This window comes from Streptomyces sp. NBC_00016, assembly GCF_045040885.1.
Classification (GTDB): Bacteria; Actinomycetota; Actinomycetes; order Streptomycetales; family Streptomycetaceae; genus Streptomyces; species Streptomyces coriariae.
Window position 1 is genome coordinate 863,691 of sequence record NZ_CP108304.1, and the last position, 23,660, is coordinate 887,350.

Below are 23,660 nucleotides of genomic sequence, written 5' to 3' on the forward strand. Positions count from 1 at the left end.
GCTTCACGCCTCCTCGGCGACGGACGCGGCAGCGGGGGCGGGTGTGGGCGCGGGCCCGAGAGCGGGCTCGGGTTCGGAGGCGCGCCCGAGGTAGACCTCCTGGACCTTGGCGTCGGCCTGGACCTCGGCGACGGAGCCCTCGCTGAGCACCTTGCCGGCGTGCAGGACGCTGACGCTGCGGGCATAGGCACGCATGAAGTCCATGTCGTGCTCGATGACGACGACCGTGCGGTCCTCGCTCACCCGCCGCAACAGCTCGCCGGTGGCCTCGCGTTCGTCGTGGCTCATGCCGGCGACGGGCTCGTCCAGCAGGAGCAGCCGTACGTCCTGGACGAGCAGCATGCCGATCTCCAGCCACTGTTTCTGCCCATGGGCCAGCACCCCGGCGGGGCGGTCGCGCAGGTGGCTCAGGCCGATGGTCTCCAGGGCCCTGGCGACCGGCTCGGGCACGTCCTTGCGGCGCCGCAGCATGGTCCGGACCCCGCGGCCGGCGCCGGCGGCGATGTCCAGGTTCTGCACGACGGTCAGTTCCTCGAAGACCGTCGCCGTCTGGAACGTACGGCCGATCCCCAGCCGGGCGATCTTGTGCACGGGTTTGCCCAGCAGGTCCTGGTCGCCGAAGCGGACCGATCCGGTCGCCTTGACCAGCCCGGTGACCGCGTCCACGAGGGTGGTCTTGCCCGCGCCGTTCGGGCCGATGAGGAAGCGCAGGTCGCCGGGGCGGATGTCCAGGTCGACGCCGTCGACGGCGGTGAACCCGTCGAACGTCACCCGCAGGTCGCGCACGGTCAGTCCCTCGCCGCTCATGCTGTCTCTCCAGTCGCAGGGGTACGGGTACGGCGCCGCCGCAGGACGATGCCGAGGGAGGCGAGGCCGCCGGGCAGGAAGCCGACCGCCAGGACGAAGAGCAGGCCCTGGAGGTAGGTCCAGGCCCCGGGGAAGGCGTCGGACAGCGTGCTCTGCGCCCAGGCGACGGCGATCGCGCCGAGCACCGCGCCCACCAGCGAGGCCCGGCCGCCGACCGCGGCGCCGATGACGAAGCCGATGGACGGCACGATCCCGATCAGCGCCGGCGAGATGATCCCCACCGCCGGGACGAAAAGAGCCCCGGCCAGGCCCGCCATACCGGCGGCGACGACGTACGCGACGAGTTTGACGTTGGCCGGGTTGTAGCCGAGGAAGCGGACCCGCTCCTCGGAGTCGCGCACGGCGACGAGGAGTTCGCCGTAGCGGCTGACGAACAGCTGGCGGGCGGCCGCCATCAGCAGGAGCAGCACGGCGGCGATGACGAAGTACACCATCCGCTGGTTGACGGGGTCGTCCAGCGAGTAGCCGAAGAAGCCCTGGATGTCGGTGAGTCCGTTGGTGCCGCCGGTGGTGGCCTGTTGGCCGATCAGCCAGATGGACAGCGCTGCGGCCAGGGCCTGGCTGAGGATCGCGAAGTAGGCGCCCTTGACCCGGCGTTGGAAGACGAAGAAGCCGAGCAGCGCGGCGACCGCCATGGGCAGCAGTACGGTCATGGCGAGCGCGAAGCCCGGGTTGGCGAACGGCTTCCACCACCAGGGCAGGGCGTCGCCGGTGCCGTACAGCTGCATGAAGTCGGGCAGCGTCTCGCCGGTCGCGGCGGCGTCGGCGAGCTTGAGGTGCATGGCCATGGCATAGCCGCCGAGGCCGAAGAAGACGCCCTGGCCGAGCACCATGAGCCCGCCCCGGCCCCAGGCGAGGCTCACCCCCACGGCCACGATCGCGTAGCACAGGTACTTGGCGAGGAGCGAGAGACGGAAGTCGGAGAGGGCGAGCGGGGCCACACCGAGCAGGAGGACGGCGCCCAGGACGAAGGCGCCCGGGACGCGCAGGCGTGCCGACAGCGGGGCGGGCGGGGTCTCGGTGATCGTCGTCATGCCAGGCTCCGGGTGCGCAGTGTGTACAGGCCCTGGGGTCGCCACTGGAGGAAGGCGACGATCGCCACGAGCACGATGACCTTGGCGACGCTGACCGTCGTCGAGTACTCGAGGACCGACTGGAGCACGCCGAGCGCGAAGGCGGTGATGACGCTCCCCTTGAGCTGCCCGATACCGCCCACGACGACGACCAGGAAGGCGTCGACGATGTAGTTGGTGCCCATCGTCGGGCCGATCGGGCCGACCAGGGTGAGCGCGACGCCGGCCACGCCCGCGAGGCCGGACCCGATGAAGAAGGTCACGCGGTCGACCCGGCCGGTGGCGATGCCGGACACCTCGGCGAGGTCGCGGTTCTGCACGACGGCGCGGATCCGGCGGCCGAGCGGGGTGAGCCGCAGGACGATCGTGAGGGCGAGCACGCTGAGCAGGGCCAGGCCGAGGATGAACAGGCGGCTGCTGGCGAAGGTGACGCCACCGCCCATCGGGATGTTGCCGGTGAGCAGGTCAGGGGCGTGGGTCTGCACGTTGGGGGCGCCGAAGACGTCCCGGGCGAGCTGCTGGAGCATCAGGGAGACGCCCCAGGTGACCAGCAGGGTGTCCAGCGGGCGGGTGTAGAGGCGCCGGATGAGCAGCCACTCCAGCAGCGCGCCCATCGCGCCGGCCACCAGGAAGGCCACCGGCAGGGCGACGAGCAGCGAGACGCCCGCGCCGCTGATGGACTTCTGCAGGACGTACGTGGTGTAGGCGCCGGTCATGATGAACTCGCCGTGCGCCATGTTGATCACGCCCATCTGACCGAAGGTCAGAGTCAGGCCGAGCGCGATGAGCAGGAGGACGGCGCCGATGCTGATGCCGGTGAAGGACTGGTTGAGGATGACCGTCATGAAGCGGCTCCTGGTCGGGGACGGGGGTGCGGGCGTGCCATGGGCGTGACCCGGCCCCTGGACGGGGCCGGGTCCCACCGCGGGAGCGGGGAGCGGGCAGGGATCAGGACCAGGCCGAGGAGCAGGTCCGGGCCGCGATCAGGACAGGCCGGAGGCCCAGTCGTAGCCCTTGAGGTACGGGTCCGGCTTGATCGGGCCGCCCGAGTTCCAGACCTCCGTGATCAGGCCGTCCGCGCCGACCTTGCCGATCCGGGCCGTCTTGTAGACGTGCTGGCTCGCGCCGTCGACCGTCACCTTGCCCTCGGGAGCGTCGAAGGTGATGCCGTCCGAGGCCGCCTTGACCTTGGCGACGTCGAAGGAGCCGGCCTTCTCCACCATCGCCTTCCACAGGTACACCGAGATGTAGGCGGCCTCCATCGGGTCGCTGGTCGGCTTGTCCTTGCCGTATTCGGCCTGATAGGCCGCCACGAACTCGGTGTTGGCCGCGCCGGGTGTCGTCTCGTAGTAGTTCCACGCGGTCAGCTGGTCCTGGAGGTACTGGGTGCCGATGCTCTTCACCTCTTCCTCGGCGATGGAGACCGACAGCACCGGCATGCTCTTCGCGGTCAGCCCGGAGGACTTGTACTCCTTGAAGAAGGCCACGTTGCTGTCGCCGTTGAGGGTGTTGAACACGGCGTCCGCGCCGGAGTCCTTGACCTTGTTGACGATGGTGCCGAATTCCGTGGACCCGAGCGGCGCGTAGTCCTCACCGACCACCGTCATTCCCTTGGCCTTCGCATAAGCCTTGATGATCTTGTTGGCGGTGCGCGGGAACACATAGTCGCTGCCGACCAGGTAGAGCTTGGTCAGGCCCTGCTTCTTGAGATAGTCGAGGGCCGGGACGATCTGCTGGTTGGTGGTCGCGCCGATGTAGAAGATGTACGGCGACTCCTCCAGGCCCTCGTACTGCACCGGGTAGAACAGCGGCGACTTGTACCGTTCGAAGACCGGTTTGACGGCCTTGCGGCTGGCCGAGGTCCAGCAGCCGAAGGTGGCCGCGACCTTGTCGTCCTTGATCAGTGCCTCGGCCTTCTCCGCGAAGGTGGGCCAGTCGGAGGCGCCGTCCTGGCTGACGGCCTTGAGCTTCTTGCCGAGCACGCCACCGGCCGCGTTGATCTCCTTGATGGCGAGCAACAGGGCGTTGTGGACGGTGACTTCACTGATGGCCATCGTGCCCGACAGGGAGTTCAGCAGACCGACCTTGACCGTGCTGCCGGAGGTGTCGGCGGAGGCGCCGGCCGCGTCCGTCGAGGAGCCTTCACCCGTCTTGGCGCCACAGGCGCTGAGGGCGGCGGAGGCGCCGACCGCCGAGATACCGGCCAACAGGCCGCGCCTGCTGATGCTGAGCCCGGACATACAAAACCTCCATGCCCCGAAGGGCGGTGCGAAGGGAGCGGAAGGACTCTGGGGAGAAAGGGGATCCAACGCGCTTCGGTAGCCGCGGCGTTGGCGCACAGCCTGCGAGGAAACTGTTTCCGCCGCGTTTCCGCGCAATTGATGAACAGTTTCTGGTGGAAGCAATAAAGCGGGCCTTGATACTTCCTGGGGAAAGGACCTTTTACGGTAGGCTCCTGCCCCACCCGGCACGGGGAACCAGGACTTCGAGCGGAGGAGTGCGATGGCTAGGCGGCCTCACGAACTGCTCCGTCTGCTGACCCGGGCCGAGCGTCTCGCCACACGCCGACTCCAGTCCGTGCTGGAGGAGTTCGACTGCTCGGTGGAAGCGTGGTGGGTGCTGGACCTGCTCTCGGACGGGCAGGGACACCACATGACGGCCCTCGCCGACCACGCCGTCATGCCCGCGCCGAGCGCGACCAAGCTGATCGACCAACTCGTCGACCAGAACCTGGTGTTCCGCAGGGTCGACCCCGCCGACCGGCGCCGCGTCCTGGCCTGCCTCACCCCGCGGGGCATGGAACGCCGGCAGCAACTGGTGCGCGCGGTGCGGGCCGAGCGGGCGGGGTGGGAGCCGCTGCTCGGGGAAGAGCGGGGCGAACGGCTGGAAGTCCTGCTGGACCGCCTGGCGGAGGTGCTCGAGGACGGAGCCGGCGCTACGACAGCTCGTGCGGAGCGCGCAGTTGAGCGAGGACGTTGAAGTCGAGACCGTCCGCCTGCGCCAGATAGATGCGCTGGCGCACGTGCCGGCCCTCCAGGCCGATCAGGCCCCTCGGCCCCTCGTACGAAACGGTGTCGGCCGCGGCACCGATGGCGGCGACGTCCAGGGTGCGGGCCCGTTCGATGAGTGCGGCGAGCAGCAGCACGCCCTCGTAGCAGGACTCGCCGAGACTGCCCGGGGTCGGGGCCGCCACCCCGAAGCGGTCGGCGTACCGGCCGTGGAAGTCCATGGTGTTCTGGTCGGCGAGCGAGGCGAAGAAGCCGGCCGTGCTGTAGAGGTCGACGGTGGCCTCGGGGCCGCTGCCCAGCAGCATGTTCTCGTCCATCAGCGTGCTCAGCCTGAGGCAGCGCTGGTCGAGTCCGGCGGCGGCGAAGGCCCGGTTGAAGCGGACCGCGTCACTGCCGACCAGCAGCATGAGTACGGCGTCGGCGTCGGCCCGCTCGATCCGGCCCAGCACGTCACGGAAGTCGTCGGCGCCCAGCGGGAGATACGCCTCGCCGCACACCCGGCCGCGGGAGTCGCGTGCGTAGCGGCGGGCGGCCCGCGCGGTGCGCCGGGGCCAGACGTAGTTGTTGCCGACGACGAACCAACGGCGCACGCCGCGGGCCTCGGTGAGCAGGCGCATGGCGGGCAGCAGCTGCCAGGCGGGGGTCTCGCTGGTCAGGTAGACGCCGTCGGTGCGCTCGCCGCCCTCGTACAGCGCGGTGTAGACGTACGGCACCCGGTGCGCGATGCGCGGGGCCATCGCCTGCCGCACCGAGGAGATGTGCCAGCCCGTGACCCCCTGCACCGCCCCGGTGGCCACCAGGGCCTCCACGTCCTCCGCGACCTGCCGCGGCTCGGCGCCCCCGTCGACCTCGAGGAGCCGCAGCTCCTTGCCGAGCACTCCGCCCGCCTTGTTGATCTCCTCCGCGGCCAGCCGGGCGCAGGTCTCGCAGGTGGGTCCGAACACGCCGGCGGGACCCTGCATCGGGTACACGAGCGCGATGTTCAGGGTCGAGTCGTCGACCGTGAACCACTCGTGGGCAGGGAGACGGACGGGACGGTGCATGGCCCCATGATTGCCGCACCGCTCCCGCTGCCCAAGCGGCGGCCCGGATCGAGACCCATTCTTGAGGTGCTCTTCCGACAGGGCAGGCCTCCCGTCGCGCACCGGGCGGACGGTGCCGGTCAGCCGGGCCGCTGGGTGCGGTTGTCGTGGGCGAGCCCGTCCGGGTGGGCGGCCGTATGCGGCCCGAGCCCGAGTGGAAGGACCAGGGCTCGCAGCACCACGGGGGCCGACGGCCGGAGAAGCTGCTGGTCCGACGGCCGACGAACCAGTCCGATGTCCTGCCAGCCCCACGACAGGAAGGCGTTGCGGACCGCCGAGTCGGCTTGTTCCACCAACGTCGCCCCGAGCGAGGCGTGATGGTCGGCGAGCAGGCGGTACTGAAGGCGGCGGGCCAGGCGCTGGCCGTCCGCGTGGGGGTGAACCAATGTCTCGGTGATCGCGAAGACATGACCGGATGCCGTGAGTTGTTCGACGCTCCGCGGAAGCGGCCCGTCGAACCCCCGCCACCACGTACCCTCGCGCCGTACCGGGAATCCGTAGACACACCCCGCGAAAGCGGTGCTCTCCGCGATCAGCAGGGCGAAGCCGGGCCGCCGGACGGCGCCGGTCAGCCGCCGCAGAAACGCCTCCCGGTCCCGGTACCCCTCGCCGGGCTGCGCCCGGGAGGACTCCACGTACAGATCGGCCAGATCCTCCTTGAGGGTCTCGGCCTGCCAGCGGTTCAGCCGACGCAGACGTAACGCGTCCATGGCGGACGGTGTGCCGCCCTCACCGAGCGGTGGCTGCTCCCGTCCGGGCAGGGCCGTCACGGCGCACCGCCCGCGACGACGGGAATCCCGCACGATCGCCCAACGACGGCAGGGGCCGGGTGGAGCAGGAATCCGGAGCCGGTGATCTCGATGACGCGGGCCACGCTCTGCGACGGGTGGTGCAGCCGCAAGGTCCTGCCGTCATCCGTGGCGAACCGGGATGCCAGGAGGAAGGCGTTGAGTCCGCTGGCGTCGCAGAAGGTGACCGCCGTGAGGTCGACGTCGATGCTGCGGATGTCATCACTCAGACACTCGGCCAGTGCCTTCCTCACCTGCGCCGCCGTGGCCAGATCGATCTCTCCCGCGAGGGTGATCAGAACCCGGGTACCGTGTTCGTGCCGATAGACGTTCAGTTGTGGAAGGGCCATGGCTCCTCTGTCCGGACGCATGAGGACGGGGGTGTGCGTGCGTGGTGACGGACGGGATGAGCCTCCGGTCCGGCGAACCGAGTCGCTGCCCTCGGTTCCTGAACTCGGTTCCTGGATGCGGCCTCCGGCACGGGAGGGCGCCCTGTGCGATCCGGCCGGCTACCAGCCGGGAGCGCCGGGCAGGACGGGAACGGGGTCGGCGGGGGCGAGACCGGTGGCGGCGAGAATCCGTTGGGCCGAGGCGTCGTTGTCGTCCCGCACGGCCATGGCCGGGGGCCGGTCCTGGAGTGTCGGCGAGAGGGAAACGGTCGCAGTCATGACGCGAACCCTGCTCCGGGCCGACCGCGACCGACCCGGCCTATTCGATCGCCGAAAACGACACGAGCGTGGCAGCCGGTGCGCGAAATATCCTCGGTGTTCCTCACCCTACTCCTCGGCCGAGGAGTAGGGACCGCAGGAGGACGAGGATCACCGAGCCGGAGGCTCGCGTTGCCCGGTGACGAGCGCGCGAAGTCCCACGCGGTGACGCAGGCGGCGCACAGCCGGGGAGAATGCTCGGTCGTACGCCCCCCCCACAGGGACCGCCCCGGAGTAGGCTCGAATCACCGGGAACACTTCGCACACCGGATCAGATGCTGGTGCCGTTCGCGGCGAGCAAACACGACCGGAACGTCGAAGACGAGCCCGGGGACAGGTTCGCGCCATGACCGCGACCGACGGACAGACCACCCTCACCGAACCCGACCGCTCTCGTACTCTCGCGTGCGCTCCGCCCGAGGGGGTGAGGACGTGGAACTCGTCGTCACCGCGGCACTGATCATCGCCGTGATCGCCCTGAGAGTCGCCATGAGACCCGCTCTGGTCCATCACCCCCAAGCGCGGCAGCGCGCAAGGACCACGGCCTACCGCTACGGCGTTGCGCTGCCGGGATTCGGCCGCCTGCGGGCGAGGAACCGACGAGCGGCGAAGCCTTCCCCGGCACCCGCCGGCGCGTCACCCCCTGTCGACCACGCCGAACCGGCCGGTGCCACGGATGACTCGGCCCCTTCCCCGGTGGGGGTGGGGACAGTGGGCGGGCCGGGCCGGCGGCACCACCCCGTGGAGGCACCGGAACCGCCCTCGGCCGGGAAGGTCGACGTGCGCCTCGTCGCCTCGTCCCCCGAGGCCGCCCGCCAGATCGCGGAGATGCTCCGTAGCTGCTTCGCCTCCTCCGAGCAGCGCAGCTATCCCGTCGGCACGGTGGCCGGCGGAACCCTCCTCCACCTGACGGTGGACACCGCCCGCGCGGCAGAACCCGCACGCTCCTGGCTGGTCACCAGTCGTGGGCACGACGGAGTGTGAAGCCTGGCTCTCGGGGAACCCGCACGGAGACAGAGGGCCTGCGCTGCCGTGGCAGACGAAGCAGACGTCGTCCTTGCTCCGCGGTCGCGCCTCACGCATCGCGCAACGGCAAAAGCGCATCCCTACGTGTGGCCCGGTCTCAACAACTCCCGAGGCGGCGCCGAGCCATCTGCCTCCTTCGGAGAGAGCTGCACCGTCATGACCAGAAACACCTCGGTCCGCCCCCCGCCTACCGAGACCTCGGGCAGTGACTTCGCCCGGCTGTCGAGAAAGATCGCCGATGCCGGCCTGCTGGGGCGCCGTCCCGGCTACTACGCCCTGCGGATCACCGTGGTCGCGGGACTCTACGTCGGCGGCTGGGCCGCCGTCGGGCTCATCGGCGCCAGTTGGTGGACGCTGGCGGTCGCCGCCTTCCTGGCCGTCGTCTTCGGCCAGGTCGCCCTGCTCGCGCATGACGCGGCCCACCGCCAGGTGTTCAGCCGTCGCCGGGCCAGCGAGGCGTCCGGACGGATCGCCGGCGCCGGCGTCGGCATGGGCTACGGGTGGTGGCAGGACAAGCACACCCGCCACCACGCCCATCCCAACCACGAGGGACTCGACCCTGACCTCGACCCCGACCTGCTGGTGTGGTCCGAGGACCAGGCCCGGGTCGCCAAGGGGCTCCCCCGGCTGATCGGCCGCTGGCAGGCGTTCCTGTTCTTCCCGCTCCTCACGCTGGAGGGGTTCAACCTGCACGTGTCGAGCGTGCGGGCGCTGGCCAACCGCTCGCTCAAGCACCGGGCACTCGACGGCACGTTGCTGTTCGCGCACTTCGCGGTCTACCTGACCCTCCTGCTCTGGCTGTTGCCGCCCGGCATGGCGATCGCCTTTCTCGCCGTCCACCAGTGCCTGTTCGGCGTCTACCTCGGCTCCCTCTTCGCGCCCAACCACAAGGGCATGCCGATCCTGACCGGCGAAGACCGCCCGGACTTCCTCCGCCGCCAGGTGCTCACCTCGCGCAACGTGCGCGGCGGGCGCCTCATCGACATCGCGCTGGGCGGCCTGAACCATCAGATCGAGCATCACCTGTTCCCCAGCATGCCCAGCCCCAACCTGCGCAAGGCCCGGACCATCGTCCGGCGCCACTGCGAGGAACTGGGTCTGGACTACCTGGAGACCGGGCTGATCGCGTCCTACCGGCAGGCCCTCGCCAGCCTCCATCAGGCCGGAGCACCGCTCCGGCAGGCCCGCGTCCCCGCCCGGGCAGGTGCGGCAGCCATCGGCGGCAGCGACGTCTAGCGGGCGCCGCACCGGACACGACCCGCGCCGGCCACCCGCGACCGTTCACCCTGATCGGATTCCCGTACGAGCCCGACAGGGAGTGACCGTGCACGTCACCGCTCGGCGGGCTCGGTCTCCCGGTCCAGGTCGAGCGGCTCGGCCGCGTAGGTGATGCGCACGACGCCGTCGGCATGCCGTTCCGTGTCGCCGCGTACGCCGAACACGTCACGCAGGAGGTCCGGGGTGAGGACCTCCAGGACGGGACCGGCCGCCACCACCGCGCCCTCGTGCAGCACCACGAGGTGGTCGCAGAGGCGCGCGGCCAGGTCGAGGTCGTGCAGGACGGCGAGGGTGGTGATGCCGGTGCTGCGGATGAGGTGGAGCAGTTCGAACCGGGCGCGGATGTCGAGGTGGTTGGTGAGTTCGTCCAGGACGAGCAGCCGCGGGCGCTGGGCGAGGGCGCGGGCCAGCAGGACGCGTTGGCGTTCGCCGCCGGACAGGGTGGCGTAGTCCCGGTGCGCGAAGGGGGCGACTCCGCAGCGGGCGACCGCTTCGGCCACCGCCTCGCGGTCCTCGGCGCCGTCGCGGCCCAGCAGGCCGTGATGGGGGGTGCGGCCGAGCGCGACGATCTCGGTCACGGTCAGGCCGGTGGTGGTGCCGGCGTCCTGGAGGACGGCCGCCGTGCGCCGGGCCGCGGCACGGGCCGAGAGTGCCCACACGTCGTCACCGCCCACCCGCACCACCCCGTAGGCCGGGCGCAGCGAGCGGTAGACCGTGCGCAGCAGGGTGGACTTGCCGCTGCCGTTGGGGCCCACCAGTCCGACGATGTCGCCCTCCGCCGCCTCCAGGTTCACCTCGCGGAGGATCGCCTTGTTCTCCAGGGTGATGTGGAGCTGGTCCACGTTCAGTTTCATACGGTGTCCAGGCCCTTGTCGCGGCGCAGCAGCCACAGGAAGAAGGGGGCGCCGAGCAGGGCGGTGAGGATGCCCAGCGGCAGTTCGTTGGGGCGGTTGACGGTGCGGGAGAGCAGGTCCACCACCACCAGGTAGACGGCGCCCAGCAGTGCGCTCAGCGGCAGCAGCCGACGGTGGTCGGCGCCGACGGTGAGGCGGACCAGGTGGGGGATCATCAGGCCGACGAAGCCGACCCCGCCCGCGACGGCGATGACCGTGCCGGTGAGGAGTGCGCTGATGACCAGCAGGACGGCACGCAGCCGGTTGACGTCCACGCCGAGCGCGGTGGCGGACTCGTCGCCGGCGAGCAGGGCGTTGAGCCGCCGCCCGAACAGGGTCAGCAGGGCCGTGCTCGTCAGGACGACCACGGTGACGGTCGGCAGTTGGCTCCACTGGGCGCCGGCGACGCTGCCGAGCATCCAGAACATGACTGTGCGCAGTTCGGTGGGTGTCGCGAGCAGCTGGACGAAGCTGGTCACGGACAGCAGGACGTAGCCGACCGCGACCCCCGCCAGCACCAGCCGGGTGGGGGCGAGCCGCCCCTGTCGCTGCCCGAGGGCGAACACCAGGGCGCCGGCGGCCAGCGCGCCGACGAACGCCGCGCCCGACACACCGAGTCCGCCCAGTCCGCCGAGCGCCGCCCCGCCGAGGGTGATGACCAGCACGGCACCGAGCGAGGCGCCGTAGGAGAAGCCGAGGACGACGGGGTCGGCGAGCGGGTTGGAGACCAGGGTCTGGAGCACCGCCCCGGCGACGGCCAGACCCGCGCCCACCAGGGCTGCCAGGGCGACGCGAGGGGCCCGGAAGGTCCACACGATCTGGTCCAGGGCCGGGTCGCCGGTGGTTCCCCGCCCGGTGAGGTGGTGCAGGAGGATCCCCCACACGTCGCCGACCGGGATGTTGACCGCGCCGATGCTCACCGCCGCCACCATGACGGCGACGAGCACCACCAGCAGGGCGCCGACGGCAAGGGACAGCCTCGGTCCGTTCAGACCTTGTCGGGGTGCAGCATCTCGGCGATCTTCGCGACCGCCAGGTCGTTGCTCGGGCCGAGGTACATCGAGTCCGACAGGGCCACGTACGTCTTGTTCTTCGCGGCCGGCCACTGGGGGAACTCCTTCAGCAGTTTCTCGGCGTAGGCCGCCGGGTCGGGGTCGTTGTAGCCGATGACGACGAGGGCGTCGACGGCGGTGGCGGCCACCTTCTCCTTGCTCAGGTCGGCGAAGGAGGTCTCGGAGGCGGACTCGAAGGCGTTGGAGCCGCCGGCCTTGGCCAGGATGTCGTTGTAGATGCCCTTGGCGACGACCGAGCTGAAGTCGTTGCCGCCCATCGCCATGTTGGAGAACAGCACCATCACCTTGGGCTGCCGCTCGCCCTTGACCTTCGCGGCGATGTCGGCGATGCGCTTCTCCGACGCGGCGACGAGCTTCTCGGCCCGGTCGCCGACGTTGAAGACCTTGCCCAGGTCACGCAGCAGCGTGTAGCTGTCGGCGATGGTCATCTTCGTGGTGTCCTGGTCGCAACCCTGCGGTGAGACATAGGTGTTGGCGTCGACTTGCGCCAACTGCTCCCGGGTGGCGAAGCCGTTCTTCTCGTCGAAGCCGTACGCGGTCGTGGACAGCACCAGGTCCGGGCGCAGTCCGATCATCGCCTCGCGCGGGATGTCGTAGGCCTCGTTGAGTTTGACGTCACCGGTGGGCAGTGCCTTGATGGCGGCGGCTCGTCCCGCGACCTCGGACATGCCGTAGCTCTGCTGATTGGCCACGATCCTGTCCTGGAGGCCGAGGGCGAGGAGCGTGGAGACCTCGGCGACCGAGGCGCCGTTCATGACGACGACCCGGCTCGGCGCCTCGCCGAACTTCTCGGCGACCCCGCAGTTCTCGAGCGTCACCGGGTAGCCGGAACCGGCGGCGGCCGCGGACGCCTTGTCGCCGCTGCCGCCGGCCGTGTCGGTCGAGGAGTCGGCGCCGCACGCCGAGGTGACCAGACAGAGGGCGCCGGCCAGGGCGACGGCGACCGGCCGTTTCTTCGACATGCGGGCTCCTTGCAGCGGGGGGCTCGTGATGCGACGGGTTCTGTTGCAGTAGTCGGGGAGCGGCGCCCGCGAGTTCCCGGCAATCCCCCATTACTTCGCGGGAGTTGCCGGACGGCTCCGCCGCCCGACGGGAGCGGGCAGCTTGCCGGTGGTGACACAGTGGTCGAGGTATCGGTGGACGAGTTCCCTGCCGACGGGCGGGCACGTGACGCCGCCGGTGCGCAGGGCGTCCACCACGTTGTCGGCGCGGATCCGCCCCAGGCGCAGATCCGTGCCCGTGGCATCGCCCGCGTCCGCGTCCGCGTCCCGGGCGTCGAAGAAGGCGAGCGTGGTGGCCGCGGCGCCGGAGGAACGCGGCAACTCGGCACGCCACCGGTCCAGGGGCAGGCGCCGCAGCGGGTAGCCGTACTCCTCCAGCCAGTCGTAGACGTCACCGAGCCGCACCGGGGCCGTGGCGGCATGGTGGAACACGGTCGCCGGACCCGGCGGCCCGAGACAGAGCCGCACGAGCGCCTCGGCGAGGTGGTCGACCGGTGTCCAGATCTCCTCCTCGAAGAGGTCGGGGACGATGCCCGCGGGGATCCCGGCGCGCAGCACGTTCCAGAGGAAGTCCCGTTCGTTCACCTGCCCGGTGGTGGCCGGGCCGACGATCCGGCCGAGCCGGTGCACGGTGACCGGCAGGCCCCGCTCGGCGGCCTGGCGCAGCAGCTGCTCGGCCGCCCACTTCGACTGCTGGTAGCCGTAGCGCAGCCCGGGGTGGGGCGGGAGGAACGCCTCGGGCACCTCGGCGGCGAGGGCGAGCGGCGGGGCTACGGAGAGCGTCGACACGAAGTGCAGGGGGATCGAGCGTGGGGCCGCGAGGCGCAACAGTTCCCTGGTCGATTCGGTGTTGGCGGCGCGGAGGCCGGCGTACTCGCGCAGGACGCTGACGTTCGCCGCGTTGTGGAGGATCGCGTCGCAGGTGCCGGCGAGTGCGGTGAACTCCTCTTCGTCCAGGCCGAGTCGGGGGCGGGCGAGGTCCGCGGGGACCGTCGTGATCCGGTCGCGTGCCGCGTCCGTGAGGTCGATCCAGTGGGTGTCCAGGGCCTGTCGGACGCGCTCGGTGGCCGCTGCGGGGCTCGGGGCGCGGACCGGACAGACGATCTCGGCGCCGGTGCTCGTCAGGAGTTCCGCCAGCAGGTGGACGCCGACGAAACCGGTGGCGCCGGTGAGCAGGATCCGCTCCGGCGTGCCGCCCGCCCGGGGACCGTCGCCGGGGCGCACGCCGGGGTCGAGGACGGCGTCGGCGAGCAGGCTCTGCGGCAGGCCGACCGTGGCCGGCCGCGCCCGCTGCGCCAGGAACCTGGCCAGTTCGGCGGCGGTCGGATGCTGGAAGAGCCAGGCGACCTTCACCTCCCGGCCGAGTGCGATGCCGAGGCGGTTGGCGGCCTGGATGGCCTGGAGGGACTGGGCGCCCCGTTCGAACACGTCGTCCTGCGCGGACAGGGTCGCCGCCCCGAGCACCTGCCGCCAGGCGGCGGTGACGGTGTGTTCGAGCGTGCCGGACACCGCGGTCCGGGTGACGGGGAGTGTCGTCGCGAGCGCGTGGCGGTCGGTCTTCCCCGAGCTGGTCCGGGGCAGCTCGTCCAGGAACTCGACCGCCGACGGGACCATCGCCGCGGGCAGTGCCGTGCGCAGGTGCTCCCTGATCGCGGCTGCCGCCGGGGCGGGCCCGTCCGGCACGACGTACGCCGCCAGGCGCCGTGTCCCGCCCGGAAGCACCTGCCCTACGACGACGGCGTCACGCACTGCCGGGTGGCGCAGCAGGGCGCTCTCCACCTCGGCGGGGTGCACCCGGTGTCCGCTGATCTTGAACTCGGTGTCCGAGCGGCCCAGATGGCGCAGTTGCCCGTCGTCGCCGACGCGGACCAGATCGCCGGTGCGGTAGGCGCGGGGGGCTCCGGGCAGGGCGTGCAGGGGCGCGAAACGTGCGGCGTCCGGGGGCCGGTTCCCCCGGTAGCCGAGGGCCAGATTGCCGCCCAGGAGGTGGAGTTCGCCGTCGACGACCGCCGCGCCGGTGCCGGGCAGCGGGAGCCCGATGGGTACGTCCCCGGGGGCGAGGCCGGGGTCGTGGAGGTCGGCGACGGTGGCGACCACGGTGGCCTCGGTCGGGCCGTAGGTGTTGAGCAGCCGCACGGACGTGCCGACGGCCTCGCGCCAGCGGTCGACCCGTTCGGGCAGGGCGCTCTCGCCGCCGATGACGACGGTCCGCACCCCGGTGGGGAGGGCGGCGGTTCCGGTCGAGACGGCGTGGGCCACCTGGTGCCAGTAGGCGGTGGGCAGGTCGAGGAAGCTGATCCGCAGCCGGGCGCAGGCGTCCAGGAAGGCGGGGACCGAGTCGGTCATGTCGTCGGTGCGGACCACGAGCGTGGCACCCGCGCACAGGGTGAGGAAGATTTCCTCGACGCTGGTGTCGAAGTGCAGGGGCGCGAACCCGAGCACCCGGTCGCCGGGGCGCGGTCCGTAGCGGTGCGAGGCGCCGGCGACGAAGTGGGCGAGGGCCCCGTGGCCGACCTCGACGCCCTTGGGGCGGCCGGTGGAACCGGAGGTGTGCAGCACGTAGGCGAGGTCGTGGGGCGCCGGTGCGGCGGGTGGAGCGGTGCCGGGGCCGGGGTGGTCGTCGGCCGTCACCTCGGCGTACGTGGCAGCCGTCAGGACCAGCGCGGGCCGGGCCTCGTCCAGCAGCCCGGCGCCGCGCGCCGGTGGCGCGGTCGGGTCGAACGGGCAGTAGGCGGCCCCGCGGAGCAGGACGCCGAGGACGGCGATGACGGCGTCGATGCCGCGTGGCAGGCCGATGGCCACGAGGTCCCCGGGGCCCACCCCCCGGGCGGCCAGCCGGCGGGCGAGGTCATGCGCGAAGCCGAGGAGTTCCGCGTACGTCACGCCGCGGCCGTCGTGCTCGACGGCGACCGAGCCGCCGCTCTGTGCCGCGCGCTCGGCGATCAGAGCGAGCACCGGGCGCGCCGGGCCGGGCAGCGGCCCCCCGTCCAGGACGGCGACGCTCTCGTGGGCCCGTAGCTCGTCCAGCGCCCGGTCGGGTGCGGCGACGGCCGCCGCGAGCAGGGCGAGCAGCCCCTCCTGGAACGCGGCGAGGTCCGCCGCGTCGTAGAGGTCGGGGTGGGCGTCCACGGCGATGCGCAGGCCGGCACCCTCGGAGCGGTCGTAGACGTTGACGGACAGGTCGTCGACGGGGCCGGCGGAGACGTTGTGGACCGTGCTGCGGTGTCCGGCGAACCGGAGGTCGTAGGCGAAGGGCATGATGTTGACGCCCGGGCCGGACAACCGCCGCTGTCCGCCGAGGAGTCTGAGGTCGCGCCGCAGTTGTTCGTAGCGGTAGCGCTGGTGCGGCAGTGCGGCCCGCAGTTCGCGCGAGATCCGGACGGCGAGGTCGCGCAGACTGTCCGAGCCGGCGACCGTCACCCGCAGGGGCAGGATGTTGCGGACCATGCAGGGGACGCGGAGGGAGACCGAGCCGAGGCGGCCCATCACCGGCAGGCTGAGGATGATCTCGGGGGCGCCGGTCGTGTGGTGCAGCCGGGCCACCGTGACGGCCAGCAGCAGCTCGGACCAGGTGACCTTCAGGTCGCGGGCGACGGCGCGCAGGACGTCCGTCCGCGCCGCGTCCAGGTCGACGACCCGTCGGTGGAAGGTGCGCCCGGGCAGCGCCGCGCGGCCGGCCTGGGTCACCACGGGCGGCCGGTCCGCGAACCGGTCCGTCCAGTAGGCGCGGTCCTCGGCGAAGCGGGGCGACTCGCGGTAGGCGCGCTCCTCCTCCCGCACCGAGGCCAGGGTGCTGAAGCCGCTGTCCCGCACCGGCTCCCCGGCGACCAGAGCGGTGTACACCTCGGCGACCCGCCGGGCGACCAGCGACAGGCCGAAGCCGTCGAGGGCGATGTGGTGGACGCGGTGGTACCAGAGGTGTTCCTCCCCCGCGATCCGCAACAGGGCGTGGCCGAAGACGGGGCCGCGGGCGAGGTCGACGGGGCGGGCCAGGTCCTCGTCCATCCAGGCCAGGGCCGCCGCGCGCGGGTCGGGTTCGGCGGTGAGGTCCGCCGTGTGCAGGCGCCAGTCGTCTGCCGGGGCGTCCGTCTCCCAGGGACGGCCCTGGTCGTCGACGCCGTAGACGACGTGCAGGGCCTCCGTCTGCGCGACCACGAGGTGCAGGGCCTCGTCGAAGAGGGCCGCGTCCACCGGGCCGTGGATGTGCACGTACTCGGCCGTGTTGTACGCGGGGCTGTCCGGGTCGAGCCGCTGTCCGGTCCACACGCCTTCCTGAGCGGGCGGCAGCGGACGGCGCGGGGTCACGTCGTTCCTCCCCTGCGGGCGCAGAGCAGCTGCCACCACTGGGCGAACGAGGTGCATTCGGCGAGGTCGACGAAGGTGACGTCCACGCCGGTCTCCCGCCACCGTTCGAGGAGGGTGACGATGCGCAGGGAGTCCAGGCCCGCGTGGAGGGGGTGCTCGTCGAGGTCGACTTCGTCGGGCCGCTGGTACAGGTACTCCGCCAGGTCCGCGCGGAAGCCGTCCAGGGTAAGGGGAGCAGGCATGTCGTTCTCTCTCGATCCGGCCCTGGTGAGGGGCTAGTTGACCTTGCGTGCGGAGTCGCGCCAGAAGCGGTCGCGCAGTTCGCGGCGCAGGATCTTTCCGCTGGGATTGCGCGGTACGGCGTCGATGAACTCGTAGCGGGCGGGCAGCTTGAAGCTCGCGAGCCGTGGGACGAGGAAGGTGTGCAGGTCCCGGGGGCGGGCCGACGGGCCGGGGGCCGGGACGACGAAGGCGTGCACATACTCGCCCCAGCGTTCGTCGGGTGCGCCGACGACGACGGCCTCGGCCACACCGGGATGGGCTTCCAGCGCGTTCTCTATCTCGGCCGGGTAGACGTTCTCGCCCGCGACGAGGATCGCGTCCTTGATGCGGTCGCGGATGAAGAGGTGGCCGTCCTCGTCGAAAAAGCCGGCGTCCCCGGTGTGGATCCAGCCGTCGACGAGGGTCTCGGCGGTCTTCTCGGGCAGTCCCCAGTACTCGACCATGTGGGCGGGCGTGGCCAGACAGACCTCCCCCACCGCGCCCGGCGGAAGCTCCCGGCCCTCCCCGTCGATCACCTTGCCGCGTACGCCCGGGTACGGCCGTCCCGCCGCCTGCATCAGCGGGCCGCCCGGGACATGGGCGGCCGGGGGCAGGCAGACGGCGGTGTTGCCGGTCTCGGTGAGCCCGTAGATCTGGGCGAACTCGCAGTCGAGGACGGCGAGGCTCTCCTCCAGCAGGGCCTCGGAGATCGGGGAACCGCCGTAGACCGTCTTGCGCAGGGTGGTGAAGTCCTCGGCGCGGATGCCGGGTTCGGTCAGCATCATGCGGAGCATCGCCGGGACGACGCAGGCGGTGGTGACGCCCAGGTCGCGGATGAGGTCGACGGCCCGGCGTGCGGCGAAGGCGCGCATCGCGACGATCGTGGTGCCCGCGTTGAGGTTCTGCGCGGCCCACCACAGGCCGCCGACGTGGAAGCCGGGAATGCCGATCAGCGCGATGTCCCCGGCCCGCCAGTCGATCCAGTCCAGCCCCTCGCTCGCCAGGGCGTCCCGGATCGCGAAGAAGCTGCGGTGGGCGAGGACCACGCCCTTGGGCAGGCCGGTCGTGCCGCTGGTGTAGAGCTGGGCCACCGGGGTGTCGGGGGTGGCGGTGTCCGGCGGCTCGGTGTCGGGCTGGGGCGCCTTCCAGGCCGCGAGGCGCTCACCGAGCGCGACGATCGTCTCGGGGGGCGCGGTCGGCATCCCGTCGACGACGGTGGCGAACTCGTCCTCCAGGAAGAGGAGTCGGGTACCGGAGTCCTGGAGGATGTGGCTGACCTCGGGCGCGGTGAGCCGCCAGTTGACGGGGACGAGCACCGTGCCGCTCTTGGCGCAGCCGAAGAGGATCTCGTAGTAGTGCTCGGACTCCTTGCCCAGGTAGGCGACCCGGTCGCCCGGGGTGAGTCCGGCGGCCCGCAGGGCGTGGGCGATGCGGTTGCTCTCGCGGTGCAGTTGCCCGTACGTCAGCGTGCGCCCCTCGCACAGGATCGCGGGGGTGTCGGGCCGGTGCCGCGCGTGGAAGCCCGTGGTCCGGGCGAGCGTCCGGAGCTCCGGGTGGTGGAGCCTGTCCGTGGTCATGGATTCTTCTCTCGCCTCGGGTCAGGGGAGGTTGACGAACGCCAGGGTCGCCTCGCCGTCGCACCGGCCCGAGCCGGCGTCCCGGTAGCGGTAGGTGGTCTCGGCGTGGAGGAACGGGTGACCGGCTGCCGGGACGCGCCGGGTGACGGAACTCAATTCCATCTCCCCCGAGAACGCGCGGGAATCGATCGGGCGCCGGAAACTGGCGGCGAAACGGGCGATGAGAATGTCCGGGAGCTGGCGCTCGAAGAAGTCGTCCAGCGTCCAGGACTCGAATCCCGTACCCAGTCCTTCCTGCACGGACTTGGCCACGAGGTAATACATCATCTGGTTGTAGCAGATGTTCACCTCCACGGAATTCAGATGGCCGGTGTCGTCGATGTAGCACGACTCGGGAATTTCGAACTCGCAGCGGGCCGAGGCGCGCCCGTCGGTCTCCGTCACGACGGCCGAGCGCAGGTATCTGCAGTGGTCCTTGTACGGCGTCAGCACGTGCGCCAGCAGGGCTTCGTCCGTCATGCCGCCTTGATCCCGTCGTGCAGCCGGCGTGCGTCGTGCACGGTGACGCGGTAGGAGACGGTGGGCTCCGGTGTGCTCGTGTGCCGGGCGCGGTGAACGAGGCTGCGGTTGTCCCAGATCAGCAGGTCGCCCCGCTCGAAGCCCTGGAGGTGGATGCCGTCGTGCGTGAACGTCTCGTCGAGCTGCCCGGTCGCCTCGAACAGCCGCTTGAGCAGCTCCTCGTCGAGCGGGTTGCCGTCCCGGTCCTCGATGCCGACGGTGAAGCCCTCGCTGATGTAGAGGACCGTCTCGCCGGTCATCGGGTGGGTGAAGGTGGTCGGCTGGACGACGGCCGGGGTCTTGCGCTCGACCTCGTCGATGATCTCGGAGAGCGGGCGGTAGACGTCGTGCGGCCGGATCTTGAAGTACTTGCGCACCGAGTGGGTGCAGCGGGTGCCGGCGATCTCCCTCTTCAGGTCCTCGGGCAGCTTCTCGTAGGCCCGTCCCATGTCGATGAAGTACGTCCCACGGTTCTTCTCCGGCACGACCTGGGGGTGGATCAGGGTCAGGCCGAAGGGGTCCGGCATGAACTGGTAGTCGGCGTGCCAGAACTTGCCGGTCTTCGGTACGCCGATCTGCCGGCCGTTCTCCGGCACGTTGGAGGAGACGAATATCTCCGGGACCTCCGGGTGCTTGTACATCGGTTCGTAGTAGGTCTCGGGGCGGCCCAGCCGCTTGCCGAGCGCGAGGAACTCCTTCGGGGAGAGGTCCTGTCCCTTGAGGACGGCGATCTTCCTCGTGTAGACGGTGTTCTTGAGTGCCTCGACGTCGGCGTCCGAGGCGGTGGTGTGGTCGAAGCCCTCGACCGTGGCGCCGATCGCGGCGCCGGGCTGTTCCTCGATCTGCATTGCGGTGCTTCCTTCCATGGGGTCAGACGGCCGGCCGGCGGGCGTCCACGAGTCCGGCGATGTCGCCGAGGGTGAGGTCGGGTCCGAGTTCGTCGTCGCCGACCGTCACATCGAGGTCGCGTTCGATGCGGATGCTGATCTCGACCGTGGTCAGCGAGTCGACGTCCAGTTCGCCGAGGGTCGCCCCGGGGCGGATGCGGTCGGCGGGGGCGTCGTGGAGTCGGGTGAGGATGTCGACGAGCTGCTCGTAGGTGGTGCTCATGGCGTCGTCCGTTCTTGTCGATGGAGCACGGGCCAGGTCAGCAGGCAGGAACCCCAGGTGAGGCCGCCGCCGAAGGCGGTCAGCAGAAGCCGGTCGCCGGACCGGACCGTGCGACGGGCGGCCGCGTCGGCGAGGGCGAGCGGGATGGACGCGGCGCCGGTGTTGCCGACGGACTCGACGTGGGTCGCACACCGCTCCCGGGGCAGACCGAGGTCGTCGGCGACCGCGTGCAGGATCCGCAGATTGGCCTGGTGCGGTACGAAGCGGTCGACGTCGTCGATCCGCAGGCCTGCCCGGGACAGCGTGGCCCGCGCGGACTCGGCCATCCGGGTCACCGCGTGGCGGTAGACCTCCTTGCCCCGCATCGCGAAGTGCCGCTCCTCGTGGCTGGGTTCGACGGGCCGGGAGCGTTGCCGGGAGCCACCGGCGGCGACCATGATCAGGTCCTCGTGGGCGCCGTCGCTGCCGAGGTCGAAGTGGCCGACCGCGCCGGGCTCGTCGGGATGTCCGGCGCGCAGGACGACGGCTCCGGCGCCGTCGCCGAAGATGATCGCGTTGGCCCGGTCCAGCGGGTCCACGACGGTGGAGTAGGTGTCCGCCCCGACGAGCAGGACCCGTCCGGCCACGCCGGACGCGATCAGCCCGGCGGCGGCCACCAGTCCGTAGACGAAGCCGGTGCACGCGGCACCGACGTCGAAGGCCGCCACCCCCGTGAGACCGAGCCGTGCGGCGACCGCGGGCGCGGTGGCCGGGCAGCTGCGGTCCGGGGTGGCCGTGGCGACGACGACGGCGTCCACCGGGTCGGTGCCGGAGGAGGCGAGGGCCCGGCGGCCGGCCTCGACGGCCAGGTCGGATGTCGCCTGCCCGGGCTCGACGACGTGCCGTCGGCGGATCCCGGTCCGGGTGCGGATCCAGGCGTCGTCGGTGTCGAGCCGTCGCGCGAGGTGCTCGTTGGTCACCACCCGGGACGGCACCCATCCGGCCAGCCCGCACAGCACGGCGGCCGGGGGCGCGGAGGAACCGTCGGCGATCGGGGACATGGGTCTGCTCCTGGCATGACGGAGGACGGGCCGGGCGGCCCGGGGAGGGGAGGGGGAGATGGATCAGGGGGGGGACAGCGGGACGGGGTCAGGGGCGCGGGACAGCGGGACGGGGTCAGGGGCGCGGGACAGGGGGTCAGGGGCGCGGGTCAGGGGGACGGGTCGGGAGGTGCGGCAGGAAGAGGAGTCGGGAGCGGGCACCGGGGCATTGGTGCTCCCCGGGGCCACGGGCGGCTAGGCACTCGTGCTCCCCGAAGCCCGGGGGTCGTCGGCGTTGCCGCCGGGCCGGCCGGTCCCGCCGGGATCGCCGCCCTCCGCGAGGACCGCGGCGGGACCGGCGCTCACCTCGGTCACCGCGCTCACCGCGGTCACCGCGCTCCGGCGGAGGGCGAGCAGTGCGAGCGCGCCGAGGGCGATGGCGCCCGCCGTCGCGAAGACAGCGGTCCGGATGCCGTCCAGGAGCCCGGGGCCCGGGGCGTTCCGGCCGACGCCGCCGGCGATCGCGACCAGGACGGCGAGGCCCACCGCGCCGCCCACCTGGAGGCTGGTCGAGGCCAGTCCGGAGGCGACGCCCTGGTCGTCGGCGGCCACCCCGGTGGACGCGGCGATCCACATCGCCGTCCACGCGGCGCCCTGGCCGAGCCCCAGGAGCACGATCCCGGGCAGCAGGCGTGGATACGAGCCGTCCGAGGTGAGCCCCAGGCCGAGCGCCGCCGCCCCGACCGCCCCCAGCGCCAGGCCGCCGACCAGCACCCGGTGCACGCCGAAGGCGGTCACGGCCCGTTCCCCGGCCTGGGTGCCCCCGGCGATCACCAGGGCGGGCACCAGGAACGCGAGGCCGGTCGCGACGGCGCTGTAGCCGTGGACGGTCTGGAAGTACAGGGTGAGGAAGTACGGCACGGAACTGAACGTGGCGCTGAACAGGGCGGTCACCCCCATGGCGACCGCCAGGCCGCGACGGGCGAACAGCCGTGCCGGGACGAGCGGTTCACGCGATCGCCGCTCCACGACGGCGAACAGCGTCAGCAGGCCGGCCGAGAGCGCCGCGCCCGTCAGGGCGGCGGGCGAGTCCCAGCCCTGCGCCGGGGCCCGCACCAGCAGGAACACCAGGAGCGTGACCCCGCCCGTCGCGGTCAGCGCACCCGCCACGTCGAAGCGCCGCGTGCGGTCCCGGGGCCCGTCGGGCGGGAAGAGCAGCCGGCCCGCCACCGCGAGGGCTGCCGCGACCGGCACGTTGACGAAGAACACCGACGGCCAGCCGAACGCCTCCACCAGCACCCCGCCGAGCAGGGACCCGAAGCAGAGCCCGCCGGCTCCGGCGGCGCCCCACACCGCGAGGGCCCGGTTCCGCTCGGGCCCTTCCGCGTACAGGGTGTTGATCAGGGACAGCGTCGCCGGGAACAGCAGGGAACCGCCGATGCCCTGGACCGCCCTGACGGCGACCAGGACTCCCGCGGTCTCCGACAGGCCGCCCGCCAGGGAGGAACCCGCGTACAGCAGCGCCGCGAGGACGAACATCCGGCGCCGGCCCAGCAGGTCGGCGGCCCGGCCGCCCAGCAGCAGGAGACCGCCGGTCGCCACGACATAGGCACTGACCACCCACTGGAGATCGTGGTCGGAGAAGCCCAGGCCCGCGCCGATGTCCGGCAGGGCGACGTACACGATGTTGTAGTCGAGCGAGATGACGAGCTGCCCCAACGCCAGAACGAACAGGGACATCGTCCCTCACCCCCTCAGCATCACAGTGTGCGGAATTCCATGAACCGGAATTCCGGCCGGCCGATCAATTTCCGTCACCGTAGCAGTCGGAATCCGGAATGGGAACGGTCGTTTTCCCACACCTCATATTTCCGCACCGAAACCGCTTCCCGTGATTTCCGGGCAGCACGAGGCGCCGACAGTCGGGAACTGTCGGACATGGAATACCGGGGATTTCTCCCGGCGAATTGCTCCCCCTTTCCGAATGGTCGTCCCGAAGCAATGGCCGGCCACGGCCGGCCCCGGGTTCCGCGG

At 71.6% G+C, this 23,660-nt stretch carries 22 protein-coding genes; 3 read left to right on the forward strand and 19 right to left on the reverse strand.

The features are described 5' to 3' along the window. Positions 1 to 3: 3 nt before the first annotated feature. The 4 genes from urtD to urtA all read right to left on the reverse strand — a co-directional run bounded on the left by urtD (position 4) and on the right by urtA (position 4,180). Entirely contained in the window at positions 4 to 807 is an 804-nt protein-coding gene (urtD, locus tag OG933_RS03965) for an urea ABC transporter ATP-binding protein UrtD (protein ID WP_405625375.1), read from the reverse strand. Continuing rightward, positions 804 to 1,901 (reverse strand): urea ABC transporter permease subunit UrtC, encoded by a 1,098-nt coding sequence (gene urtC / locus OG933_RS03970; RefSeq protein ID WP_405625377.1) that lies wholly within the window; start codon positions 1,899 to 1,901, stop codon positions 804 to 806. Before urtC ends, urtD begins: the two co-directional genes overlap by 4 nt. Continuing rightward, the gene (gene urtB, locus OG933_RS03975; protein ID WP_362521872.1) at positions 1,898 to 2,785 is read right to left on the reverse strand and encodes an urea ABC transporter permease subunit UrtB; all 888 of its coding nucleotides are present in this window, start codon (positions 2,783 to 2,785) and stop codon (positions 1,898 to 1,900) included. The genes urtC and urtB overlap by 4 nt, the downstream gene beginning before the upstream one ends. Positions 2,786 to 2,923: 138 nt before the next feature. Then, positions 2,924 to 4,180 (reverse strand): urea ABC transporter substrate-binding protein, encoded by a 1,257-nt coding sequence (urtA, locus tag OG933_RS03980; protein WP_054239069.1) that lies wholly within the window; start codon positions 4,178 to 4,180, stop codon positions 2,924 to 2,926. A 262-nt stretch (positions 4,181 to 4,442) separates the two neighbouring features. Between urtA and OG933_RS03985 the strand changes: the two genes are divergently transcribed. Next, positions 4,443 to 4,919: a MarR family transcriptional regulator gene (locus OG933_RS03985; RefSeq protein ID WP_362521876.1), complete on the forward strand. Its 477-nt coding sequence runs from the start codon at positions 4,443 to 4,445 to the stop codon at positions 4,917 to 4,919. On the opposite strand, the gene OG933_RS03990 is transcribed toward OG933_RS03985, so the two are convergent. The 4 genes from OG933_RS03990 to OG933_RS04005 all read right to left on the reverse strand — a co-directional run bounded on the left by OG933_RS03990 (position 4,876) and on the right by OG933_RS04005 (position 7,486). Further along, positions 4,876 to 5,991 carry a substrate-binding domain-containing protein gene (locus OG933_RS03990; protein WP_362521878.1) on the reverse strand — a complete coding sequence of 372 codons (1,116 nt, stop codon included), beginning with the start codon at positions 5,989 to 5,991 and terminating at the stop codon, positions 4,876 to 4,878. The genes OG933_RS03985 and OG933_RS03990 overlap by 44 nt on opposite strands. 119 nt (positions 5,992 to 6,110) lie before the next feature. Continuing rightward, on the reverse strand, positions 6,111 to 6,740 hold the full coding sequence (locus tag OG933_RS03995) for a hypothetical protein (protein WP_405625380.1): 630 nt from the start codon (positions 6,738 to 6,740) through the stop codon (positions 6,111 to 6,113). Positions 6,741 to 6,796: 56 nt separating this feature from the next. Further along, positions 6,797 to 7,168 (reverse strand): STAS domain-containing protein, encoded by a 372-nt coding sequence (locus tag OG933_RS04000; RefSeq protein WP_405625383.1) that lies wholly within the window; start codon positions 7,166 to 7,168, stop codon positions 6,797 to 6,799. 159 nt (positions 7,169 to 7,327) lie between these two features. Then, positions 7,328 to 7,486: a hypothetical protein gene (locus OG933_RS04005; RefSeq protein WP_362521883.1), complete on the reverse strand. Its 159-nt coding sequence runs from the start codon at positions 7,484 to 7,486 to the stop codon at positions 7,328 to 7,330. Positions 7,487 to 7,957: 471 nt separating this feature from the next. Here OG933_RS04005 and OG933_RS04010 point away from each other — a divergent pair, with 471 nt between their 5' ends. After that, a complete protein-coding gene (locus OG933_RS04010; protein WP_405625386.1) occupies positions 7,958 to 8,509 on the forward strand; it encodes a hypothetical protein in 552 nt (183 codons plus the stop codon). Positions 8,510 to 8,707: 198 nt separating this feature from the next. After that, positions 8,708 to 9,787, forward strand: a complete 1,080-nt coding sequence (locus tag OG933_RS04015) for an acyl-CoA desaturase (protein ID WP_362521885.1) — start codon at positions 8,708 to 8,710, stop codon at positions 9,785 to 9,787. A gap of 95 nt (positions 9,788 to 9,882) precedes the next feature. Here the strand turns inward: OG933_RS04015 and OG933_RS04020 are convergent, their stop codons facing one another. From OG933_RS04020 to OG933_RS04070, 11 genes are all read right to left on the reverse strand, one after another. Next, the gene (locus tag OG933_RS04020) at positions 9,883 to 10,683 is read right to left on the reverse strand and encodes an ABC transporter ATP-binding protein (RefSeq protein WP_405625387.1); all 801 of its coding nucleotides are present in this window, start codon (positions 10,681 to 10,683) and stop codon (positions 9,883 to 9,885) included. Then, the gene (locus tag OG933_RS04025) at positions 10,680 to 11,654 is read right to left on the reverse strand and encodes a FecCD family ABC transporter permease (RefSeq protein WP_405633228.1); all 975 of its coding nucleotides are present in this window, start codon (positions 11,652 to 11,654) and stop codon (positions 10,680 to 10,682) included. Before OG933_RS04025 ends, OG933_RS04020 begins: the two co-directional genes overlap by 4 nt. A gap of 56 nt (positions 11,655 to 11,710) precedes the next feature. Beyond that, positions 11,711 to 12,757 (reverse strand): ABC transporter substrate-binding protein, encoded by a 1,047-nt coding sequence (locus OG933_RS04030; protein ID WP_405625388.1) that lies wholly within the window; start codon positions 12,755 to 12,757, stop codon positions 11,711 to 11,713. Between the two features lie 90 nt (positions 12,758 to 12,847). Continuing rightward, complete coding sequence (locus OG933_RS04035) at positions 12,848 to 17,101, reverse strand: amino acid adenylation domain-containing protein (protein ID WP_405625389.1); 4,254 nt, start codon at positions 17,099 to 17,101, stop codon at positions 12,848 to 12,850. Then, entirely contained in the window at positions 17,098 to 17,343 is a 246-nt protein-coding gene (locus tag OG933_RS04040; protein WP_054239063.1) for a phosphopantetheine-binding protein, read from the reverse strand. The genes OG933_RS04035 and OG933_RS04040 overlap by 4 nt, the downstream gene beginning before the upstream one ends. A gap of 33 nt (positions 17,344 to 17,376) precedes the next feature. Then, a complete protein-coding gene (locus OG933_RS04045) occupies positions 17,377 to 18,939 on the reverse strand; it encodes a long-chain-fatty-acid--CoA ligase (RefSeq protein WP_405625391.1) in 1,563 nt (520 codons plus the stop codon). A 21-nt stretch (positions 18,940 to 18,960) separates the two neighbouring features. Next, positions 18,961 to 19,458 (reverse strand): FcoT family thioesterase, encoded by a 498-nt coding sequence (locus OG933_RS04050; RefSeq protein WP_362521895.1) that lies wholly within the window; start codon positions 19,456 to 19,458, stop codon positions 18,961 to 18,963. After that, the gene (locus OG933_RS04055) at positions 19,455 to 20,345 is read right to left on the reverse strand and encodes a TauD/TfdA family dioxygenase (RefSeq protein ID WP_362521897.1); all 891 of its coding nucleotides are present in this window, start codon (positions 20,343 to 20,345) and stop codon (positions 19,455 to 19,457) included. The genes OG933_RS04050 and OG933_RS04055 overlap by 4 nt, the downstream gene beginning before the upstream one ends. Positions 20,346 to 20,367: 22 nt before the next feature. Further along, positions 20,368 to 20,607, reverse strand: coding sequence for an acyl carrier protein (locus OG933_RS04060; RefSeq protein WP_362269449.1), 240 nt, complete (start codon positions 20,605 to 20,607; stop codon positions 20,368 to 20,370). Next, complete coding sequence (locus OG933_RS04065) at positions 20,604 to 21,647, reverse strand: beta-ketoacyl-ACP synthase III (RefSeq protein WP_405625394.1); 1,044 nt, start codon at positions 21,645 to 21,647, stop codon at positions 20,604 to 20,606. Before OG933_RS04065 ends, OG933_RS04060 begins: the two co-directional genes overlap by 4 nt. 234 nt (positions 21,648 to 21,881) lie before the next feature. Further along, positions 21,882 to 23,366 (reverse strand): MFS transporter, encoded by a 1,485-nt coding sequence (locus tag OG933_RS04070; protein WP_405625396.1) that lies wholly within the window; start codon positions 23,364 to 23,366, stop codon positions 21,882 to 21,884. Positions 23,367 to 23,660: the final 294 nt, after the last annotated feature.